Source organism: Streptomyces sp. NRRL F-5755 (assembly GCF_001279365.1).
GTDB lineage: Bacteria > Actinomycetota > Actinomycetes > Streptomycetales > Streptomycetaceae > Streptomyces > Streptomyces rimosus.
The window spans coordinates 1-228 of the sequence record NZ_LGCW01000239.1; the positions used below are offsets into that span (position 1 = coordinate 1).

Annotated in this window: 1 rRNA gene; it reads right to left on the bottom strand. The window is 57.5% G+C overall.

From position 1 onward, the window contains the following. Window positions 1-228: ribosomal RNA gene (locus tag ADK86_RS19240) — 23S ribosomal RNA — on the bottom strand; the annotation flags it as partial.

A 228-nucleotide genomic window follows, 5' to 3' on the forward strand; every position in this document is an offset into this window, starting at 1 on the left:
CACGTGTGTATCGCTACTCATGCCTGCATTCTCACTCGTGAACCGTCCACAACTACCTTCCGGCGCTGCTTCACCCGGCACACGACGCTCCCCTACCCACCACGATCCCCGTTGGGGGTAATATCGCAGTGACATGACTTCGGCGGTGTGCTTGAGCCCCGCTACATTGTCGGCGCGGAATCACTTGACCAGTGAGCTATTACGCACTCTTTCAAGGATGGCTGCTTC